The following is a 9,045-nucleotide window of genomic DNA, read 5'->3' as shown; positions in this document are numbered from 1 at the left end:
TCAGGCTGTCTTCCGCGTACAATTGCATACTGTCCCCGCTGACAATACCGACGCCTTTTGGTGCGCTTAAAAGCAAAACGGCTTGCTGAAGTTTGTCGAGTTTCTGCTGTAACAACGTCTGTTGCCGGTCGATATCGGCGGCTAATGCCTGCGCCTGTTGCGCACTGGCCGACAGGCTCTGCATTTCCACCATCGCACTGGAAAGAAGTGCTTTGGCCTGTTGCATGTCCAGTTGCTGACCTCCGGCGGAAGCCTGCTCGTCGGCGGAAATAAACACACCCTTGCCGCCGCGAATGGCTACCCAGTCGTCGGTGCGCAGCTCGGCGCCGTGACCGCGGTCTTTGCGCTTGTCATCGACCAGCGCCCCCAGGTTAAGCTGGCTTTTGCCGCTGGCCGGTGTGGAAAGCTTGATGTGTTCTTTGCCTCGTGAATCATCAAGTCTTAACTTATTTCCAGAAGGAGTGCGGATGACGTTCCGCTTGTAGTTCGGTAACGCCACATGATCCGGGTGCGTTGAATCATGCAGCGCATAGGCGATATAAGGCCGGTCAACGTCGCCATTTTCGAAGGCAATCGCCACGCCGGTGGAATCCAGCAGCGGCATGTGGAAGCCGCAGGTATCACCGGAATATGGTTTGGCCAGACGCAGCCAGCAGCTCTCGAAGCCTTTCTGCCATTCGGTGCGATCGAAGCCAAACTGCGCACGGTATAAACCGTCGGCGTTGATGTGGGCGTAAGGTTCGTCCGGATGTGCGCTGGAGATACGGGCAGGTAGCGTGCCGGTGACGGTCGGCCACGGCAGCAAGGCAGGGCGATACGGATGCTGGGTATTACGCGGAACCGCGGTGAAGGTGACGAAATACGCCGTGTCGCGGGCGACGTTTTTAGAATCGGTGGAGACTATCAGCAGGCCGTCCGGCGCTTCCGGCCAGTCTTTACCGGGCGTGGTGATGACCATCCCCGGACGCAGCGTCATGCAGTTGGACTTGCCCTCAAAGGTGATTTGCTCACTGAGGTAACGCTCCTGACGGCGTCTGGCGTACCACATGCCCTGTCCGGGCTCGCTGCTGTATTCCTTGCCCGGTTCAGGATAGTACTCACCCCAGCGGTAATCTTCGGCAACCAGCGCCGGATAATCCGGATTGGTCTCCGTCGTGCCGGTCATATCACTTTGCGCGGCAGGGTAGTAATCGTCGTTAACCGTGACAGATTTCGGGATTGATTTACGGCTAACCGACATTTCCCAGACCGATTCCAGGCCGCCGTCAAACAGTCCCGCCGGGTTGCGGAACGGGATGGCGACCGGCTCTGGCCAGGCGTAAGAATGGTCGGCCAGCACCATGACGTCGCAGTTGTTCTCTTCGTCATATTCGAAGAAATAAGAAATGCCGCTGTCGGCCAGGCGTCGCGCAATATGGGCGTACTCACTTTCGCCGAACTGCATCATGAATTTTTTCAGCGGATACTGATCATTGAGCGCAAACCGAAAATCCAGCCGGTCCATGTTGTAACGCAGGAAGGTGTTTTCGGTCATGCTGATGACGCTGTCGTTCTGGTAAATCGCGTTATTGCTGCCCTGATTTAACCGGGTGACGCGGTGTTCCAGCGTGGCGACGTAGCGGGTTTCATCGGCAGAAGTACTGCACTGGCGGAACTGCGTGATGACACCGGGGATGATGCGCGGTTTAACGGACTCCCACGGCTTGCCGTCGGGATACATCAGAAACAGGGCGGTATAGTTGATGATGTGCTGGGCGGGAATGTCTTTCACCGCGCTGGTAAACTCAATCTCATAGCGCAGAATATCGCTGATGGCCTCGCTGCCGCTGAACTTGAGCACCGAAATATCAACGCCCGGCTGCTGAGATTCAAGCCGTTTAAGTCTTAACTGGTAATGGTTGTGGATCGGTAATTTGCTGCCGGCAAGAATGTAATCTTGGATACTCATCGTTTAAGTCCCTTTCCCACAACACAGAAACAGGGTCGACTCACCTAAACCCTTTCACTGATTATGAAACTAATCCATTGTGTAAAATCATTGATATTATGAATAGAAATAACACGTAACTTAAGTCAAATTTCAGTCGTGAATTCTACTCAAAAAACGTTGAAGTAAAAGTGATATATGGGCAATCATTTGAAATAGTGGCTGTGAAAAGTGTGTTTGAATGTAATTGAAGCGATGGTTTTGTGTTTTCTAAGAATTTTCCTCTTATTAGTTCTGATTATTCTTTTTAAATCATTTTAGATCCAAATACATTCCGTCCTTGCCACCGGCGATTTAGCCAGACCGGGAGATGAGTGGGTAGGGCTAGCAAAGATTGACAGAATCCCGGAAGCACTTTAATTTTGTTGATACTATCAACTGTCAGGATTCATCATGTCGGCCATTCACACGATCCGTACCGAGCTCCGCTATCTTGTCAGGGAGCTCGGGCTGCTGGATAAAAACTGTTTTCGTTCGGGTTTATCCCTGACACAGGCGCATCTGCTGACCTATCTGTCAAAGAATGGCGTGACGTCTTTTGCTGAATTATGTCTGCAGCTGAGTATGGATAAGGCGTCGCTGAGCCGGACGCTGAACGTGCTGGCGGGGAAAAATTATGTTGAACCGGTGGCGGGTGTCAAAGACAAACGGCAGAAAAGTTTTCAGCTGACGGCGGCGGGTGCACGGAGTTTAGCGACGGCGGATGACGCGGCGGATAATGAATTTTCATTTGTTGATAATGAAATTGAGTTACAGGAGGTACAGGAAATTATAAAGGGATTACGGACACTGAGAGTTAATACTTTCCGGCGTAACGCTGCACGTCATCCGCAAAGAATACAAATTGAAATAATGCGCAGTAATTACCAAACGGAAGTGACGAAACTATTATCTGAGACGTTTGCAAAGGAACAGAATATTCCGGCGGAACTGATTTCATTACCGCCGCAACTAAAAAGTCAGTGCTGGATAGTCCGCTCGGGGGAATATGTTCTGGGCACCGTTTCCTGCTGGTATGAAAATAATCACTGGCACTGGGGACGGTTTGCGGTGAATTCGTGCTATCGCGGAATGGGGATCGGTAAACAACTGGCGCGTGTTTCATTGCAGGAGATGCTGGAGCAAACGGATAAAGTGCTGCTGGATGCGCGGGATTCCACGGTGAAAATCATCAGTGATCTGGGCGGTGTAATCACCGGCCCGACCACCGATTTTTACGGCATGCCGATTACACCCATGCGCCTGAAAAAAGAAGATTTTGAAAACGCGACCGGCTGACCGGTCGCGCTTAGGCGAACCTCAGCCCGCGCTGCCCCATCTGCGTTTCAGATAGCTGACCGCTTCCTGCGTCTGCGGCTGGTTGAGGTAGTTTTCCCTGAACAGAATCGTGCCCTGAATTTGCGGGTTGGATTCATTCATATCGAGCTGTTTTTTCAGCTCAGGCACGCCGCCGCTAATCATCCAGTCGGGTTCACTCTTCGAAGGTTCACCCACTTTATACAGCGCGACGCCAATATACAGGCGCGTATGGGTTGGTTTTACGACATCAGCCCACCACTGCGCCAGCACATCATAACGCGCGGCTTTGCGGGCAAAAGGCCAGTAAAGTTGCGGGGCGATGTAATCAAGCAAACCCTGCTGCACCCAGAGACGCGTATCGGCATACGCCTCATCATAGGCCGCCGCGCCAGAGGTGCGGGAACCTGCCGGATCGTGCGACACATTCCGCCACACGCCAGCCGGACTGACGCCAAATTCCACGCCGGGTTTCAGCTGTTTAATGGTGCGTGAAACCTGCTCAATAAGTAGCTGGGTATTATGGCGTCGCCAGTCGGCTTTCGAGGCAAATCCCTGTCCGTAGCGCCGGAACGTCAGATTATCGTCGAGCGTCGAACCCGGCGCTTCAGTATAGAAATAGTCATCAAACTGCACGCCATCCACCGGATAACGCGACACTACTTCGGCCACGATGCTGGTTATCCAGTCGCGCGCTTCGGGAATGCCGGGGTCGAGCACAAAGCGGTCGCTGGCGGTGCGGATCCAGTCGCGGTGCAGGACAAATACGCTGGCAGGATGCAACGGCAGCGTGTTGTTCAGCTCAGCCACGGTAGAAGGTTTGGTGTTGGCCGACACGCGGTAAGGGTTAAACCAGGCGTGGACCTTCATTCCGCGCTTATGCGCTTCATCGAGCATAAACTGCAACGGGTCATAGCCCGGATCCTGACCAATTGTGCCGGTCAGCGTATCCGACCACGGCAGGATTTTAGAGGCCCACAGCGCCGTGCCATCCGGTTTCACCTGGAAGAATACGGTGTTTATTCCGAGACTTTGCAGCTTGTCGAGTTTGTCAGTCAGAGCCTTTTTCTGCTGGCTGATGCGTGCCGCAGGACTGCTTTCTGTCACCGAGGATACCGGCGGCCAGTCGAGACGGGAAACCGTCGCCAGCCATACACCGCGCATCGGTTCATGCGACTGCGCAGATTTACCCGGCAGTGGCTGTTTGGACACCGGTGGCAGCGGCGTGACCAGCGATTTCGGCGGCTTCGAAGAGCAACTGGCCAGTAACAGCGCCAGCCCCATCAGGGTCGCTGATGTTTTGACGATCTTGAGCGCTGAAATGTGTTGTGATCGGGCGATGATAAACTCCATTTTTCTTGTAATCGCGGGGACAGGCAGCAGATTAGCTGCTTCGTGTCACGTGCTTAATGATCAGGATTAATTTTCACTGTAATCAGGCATTAACGCAATTTCCCCAGACGCCTTTTTGCTATCCACTGGCGCAACATTCCTTCGGCGCTCACGGTCAGGATCCCCAGCATGATAAGCAGCGCACCGGCGATAAAGTTGATTTTCAGCGGTTCATGCAGAAAAACCACGCCCGCAATAATGCCGAAAACCGGCGTCATAAACGAGAGGATCCCCAGACGTGAAGCCTGATAACGGCGCATCAGGCTGAACCACGCCAGATAACTGCCGAACGTCACGATCACGGTCTGAAATACCATGCTGCTGACAGATACCGGCGTCAGGCGAAACTGTGTCTGACCGGTCAGTAACGCCATGGCACTGAGCAAAACGAACGCGCCAGCCAGCTGATAAAACAGCGTCATGGTGGCGCTGCCGGAAGATAACGCGCTGCGACGCACCACGATAGTGGTCATGCCCCAAAAGGCACCGGCCAGCAGGCCGAAGAAATCGCCGAGCAGCATATTGCTGGCCTGCGGTGCCGTAGAATTATTGCCGCCAAACAGGAAAGCGACAACTACGCCGAGAAAGGTGATGCCGACGCCGGACCATTGCAGGCGGCTCAGGCGTTCTTCCGGCACCAGAAAATGCAGACCGAGCGCAGCGAAAATCGGTGCGGTATACAGGAAAACCGCCATGTGAGCGGCAGTCGTGAACCGCAGCCCTTCAGCGACAAACATAAATTCAACGGAGAACAGCAAACCGACCAGCAATCCGGGGCGCAGCGTCTGTGCGCTGAACGGAATTTTTCGCTGGCGGATGAGCATCAGGACCATCACCGCCAGCCCCGCCATGCCCGAGCGCAGCGCCACCTGCAACAACGGCGTGATATCCGCTGCGGCGCTTTTGATCGCCACCTGCTGCACACCCCAGATAATACAAAGCCCAACCATCACGCTGCTGGCAAATCCGTCCAGCGGTTTACGCGAGTCCATTTTCTGTCTTCCTGTTCTGTCTTCTTGTCATAAATCAGTCCAACAGATTAGCGCGAAACTATAAATTCAGATAATGGTTCAGCGAGCACGGGCGGGATTTTTCCAGCGTACATTGCTCAGGGTTACGGCCATCACCGACAGTAACGCCAGCGCGCCTGCCGGGGCGAAAACCGTCCAGCCCGCACGCTCGATATAAGGCATGCCTTCGGCCAGCACGCGTCCCCATTCAGGCACCGGCGGCGGTGCGCCAAGCCCGAGAAAACCCAGAGACGCCAGCGCCAGCGCGATGCCGGGTAAACGCAGTAATGCGTGGCGCAGAAGCGGACCAGCAAGGGCGGGAAACACATAAAACACATGACGACGAATAGCCCCGACGCCGGAAAGGGGCAGCATCTGCATATAAGGACGCGCGCGAATTTCCGCTACCCGCGCGGCGGTGTGAGCTGCCAGCGGCGCCCAGCTGACGGCGGTGACGGCAATGATGGCGCCTCCTGCCGTAGCGCCGTTAACGGCGGCGACCACTAATCCGGCGATCACCGGTGGCAGCGCATTCGCAACTTCAACCGGCCCGGTCATGACGCGGGGAAACGCTCCGGCAATGAGGCCGATAGCCAGACAAATCAGCGAAACAATCAGCGCCTGAAAACAGGTATTGAGCGTGCCGTGCGCCACACGGGCGAGAAGGTCGCGCCCCATAGCGTCCGCGCCAAAAGGCAGGGCGAAAGACGGCGGCTGTAACCGCAAATAGTCCGATGCCAGCGGATCGCGCGGCAAACCGGCGCAGACCATTACAACCAGAATCAAAAGACATAACAGCGGGATCCACGGCCGCGATTTTTCCGTGCGATCGGAAGATGCCGGAACCGGCACCGCGTTCAGCCTGACGGCGCGCCCCAGCAAGACGATCCGCACCCCTCCGGTTAACATGCCAAAAAGAGACGCCAGCACCAGCAGGATCAGAACGCCGGTCTGTAAGGCTGGTAAATCACCCGCAGCCGCTGCGCCCAGCGTGGCGCGCCCCAGACCCGGAATGGCGAACACCTTTTCAACCGCCACTGCGCCGCCGGTCAGGGAAACCAGCACCAGTCCGGTCAGTGGCATTACGCCGGGCAGCGTCCGGCAGATAACGGCCAGCGCGGTATGACGGCGTTGAATACCCAGCACGCTCCAGGTCGTCAGCCAGTTTTCTTTAAAGGTTTCGCAGAGCGCATCAGAGTAAATTCGTCCGAGATACCCGCCAGCCGGAATACCCAGTGCCAGCGAAGGCAGCACTGCGTAATGCCAGCCTTGCCAGCCATAAGGCGGAAAAAGGGAAAGCCAGACCGCACCGACAATCAGCAAAACTGATGCCAGTAAAAACTCCGGCAGAGCGGTGAACAGTGCTGCGGTAAAACCCGCCGGACGGGGCGTTCTGCCCTGTAATCCGCGCACCATTGTGCCTGCGCACAGCAGCAGTGCGAGAATAAAGGCCACGCCCGCGGAGGATGCCATCAGCGTTAATGAAACGCCGGTTGCCTGCAACATACCGGGCAGAACCGGCAATCCCGAAACCCAGGACACACCAGCGTCGCCGTGCAGCAAACCGTTCAACCAGTGCGTCAGCGCAAACCACGGACCGTTGTCCAGCCCGAGCGACTGGCGGATTGCCGACAGTGTTTCTGCGGTAGCTTCCTGCTCACCGGACCGTGCGCGCAGTAATGACAGCGCCGGATCACCGCCGGACAACCACGGCAGCAGACCGGTCAGCACCACTATCCCCGCCAGGGTCAGCAGGCGTGAAATCAGCGGCACCAGCGCGCCGCCGGTCTGACTCATGCGCAGACGGCTGACACCCGCGCAGGTGCGGCAATACAGAGATTCACTCATCAGCCAGCCTGACTCACACGCTGTGTAGCGGCGTTGATCAGCGTGCGTTCACGCGGGTCGCGCACGGCGTCACGAATATCAGCCGCTTCGCCCTGAATCACTCGTTCATGCAGCATCGGAATGGCGGCATCAGTTGAGAGGATCAGGTTTTCAGCCTGCATAATGGCCTCACGGCGCGCATTGCCTGCCGGAATGGCAGCGGCTTTTTGCAACGCCTGGTCGATTTCAGGGCGACACAGTTGCGCGATGTTAAACGAACCTTTGCAGGCGAAATCGCTGTACATGTAGGCCACCGGATCGCCGGAATCGAGCACCGTCGCACGCGATAAAATAAACGCATCGAACTTACCTGCCAGCGCATCCGATTCAATTTGCGAATACTCCCGCACAACCTGTTTCACGTTAAAACCGGCCGCCGTCAGCTGCTGCGCCAGATACACCGCCACCTCCGGCAGTTCGGCGCGATCGCTGAATGTCACTAACGTGATGGTTTCACCGGCAGGTTTTGCGGCAGTGACCGGATGGCTCACCGGCTGGCGCAATTCTGCCGCCCACGGCAGCGCCGGGCCGAGCAAACCCTGCGCCACGTCGGCACGTTTTTCGTAGACGTTATCCACCAATTGCTGACGATTAATCGCGTCGCGCACGGCGGCACGCAATGCCGCATCCTGCATCACGCCGGATTTCGTATTGAGATACAACGTATTGGTGCGCGGCATGGGCACTTCGTGGATTAAACGCTGGTCGAGCAACGGTGCCTGTGAAACCGGAATAGCTTCCACAATATCCGCTGAACCGGTGCGTAACGCGGCTCCCCGCGCGGTACCGTCCGGCACAAAACTGACGTCGATGCCGCTGGCTTTCGCCTGTTCACCCCAGTAACCGGCGAAGCGCTCGAGTCTGGCGCTGCTGGTGCCGTTGACCTGCACCAGTTCAAAGGGGCCGGAACCGGTATGGCGTGGGTTAACCGTGCCATCCTTGCTGTAGGCCTTTTGTGAAAGTATGGCCAGCTGCGGGCTGGAAAGTCGCTGTGGCAGCAACGGATCGGGTTGCGCGGTGGTGACGATAACGGCCAGCTGACCGTCCGCTTCAGCGGTCAGTTGCACGCCATCCAGAATGCGTGGTTTTGGCGCAGCTTGTGTGGCGACGGTCAGCGCATTTACCACCGTGGCGGCATCAAGCGCGCTGCCATCATGGAATTTTACGTCCGGGCGTAACTCAAACCGCCAGCGGTTATCGCCGGTTTGCTGCCAGTTTGTCGCCAGAGCCGGTTGCGCTTCGCCAAGTTTATCCAGCACCACCAGCGTTTCTGCCGTGCTCCAGCGCGAGAGTTTAAACGCATCGTCGCTGAGCGGCGTCAGGCCGGAACGTGGCGGTTGTAACATCGCCAGACGCAGGCGCTGATCGACACTTTGTTGGGGAGTTTTATCGGCTTCATTGAAGCAACCGGTCAGTAAAAGTGCAGCAGAAAGCAGCCCGGCCAGCGGGCTTACACGTAACAGAAACATCAAA

Annotated in this window: 6 protein-coding genes; 1 reads left to right on the top strand and 5 read right to left on the bottom strand. The window is 56.3% G+C overall.

Annotated elements, in window-relative coordinates:
- The coding region (locus ACM615_RS15045; RefSeq protein WP_431012116.1) for a type VI secretion system Vgr family protein at positions 1-1,948 on the bottom strand (1,948 nt) is incomplete at its 3' end.
- A 432-nt stretch (positions 1,949-2,380) separates the two neighbouring features.
- Between ACM615_RS15045 and ACM615_RS15040 the strand changes: the two genes are divergently transcribed.
- Positions 2,381-3,265 (top strand): GNAT family N-acetyltransferase, encoded by an 885-nt coding sequence (locus tag ACM615_RS15040; RefSeq protein ID WP_431012115.1) that lies wholly within the window; start codon positions 2,381-2,383, stop codon positions 3,263-3,265.
- A gap of 21 nt (positions 3,266-3,286) precedes the next feature.
- On the opposite strand, the gene ACM615_RS15035 is transcribed toward ACM615_RS15040, so the two are convergent.
- From ACM615_RS15035 to ACM615_RS15020, 4 genes are all read right to left on the bottom strand, one after another.
- On the bottom strand, positions 3,287-4,636 hold the full coding sequence (locus ACM615_RS15035; RefSeq protein ID WP_431012114.1) for a glycoside hydrolase family 10 protein: 1,350 nt from the start codon (positions 4,634-4,636) through the stop codon (positions 3,287-3,289).
- A gap of 89 nt (positions 4,637-4,725) precedes the next feature.
- The gene (locus ACM615_RS15030) at positions 4,726-5,667 is read right to left on the bottom strand and encodes a DMT family transporter (RefSeq protein ID WP_431012113.1); all 942 of its coding nucleotides are present in this window, start codon (positions 5,665-5,667) and stop codon (positions 4,726-4,728) included.
- A gap of 78 nt (positions 5,668-5,745) precedes the next feature.
- Positions 5,746-7,533 carry an ABC transporter permease subunit gene (locus ACM615_RS15025; protein ID WP_431012112.1) on the bottom strand — a complete coding sequence of 596 codons (1,788 nt, stop codon included), beginning with the start codon at positions 7,531-7,533 and terminating at the stop codon, positions 5,746-5,748.
- A complete protein-coding gene (locus ACM615_RS15020) occupies positions 7,533-9,041 on the bottom strand; it encodes an ABC transporter substrate-binding protein (RefSeq protein WP_431012111.1) in 1,509 nt (502 codons plus the stop codon). The genes ACM615_RS15025 and ACM615_RS15020 overlap by 1 nt, the downstream gene beginning before the upstream one ends.
- Positions 9,042-9,045 lie beyond the last annotated feature (4 nt).

The sequence above is a fragment of the Rahnella sp. PAMC25617 genome, assembly GCF_050606005.1.
Taxonomy (GTDB): domain Bacteria; phylum Pseudomonadota; class Gammaproteobacteria; order Enterobacterales; family Enterobacteriaceae; genus Rahnella; species Rahnella variigena.
Note: the sequence above shows the minus strand (reverse complement) of the source record. Positions and strands in the feature narration are given on the sequence as shown.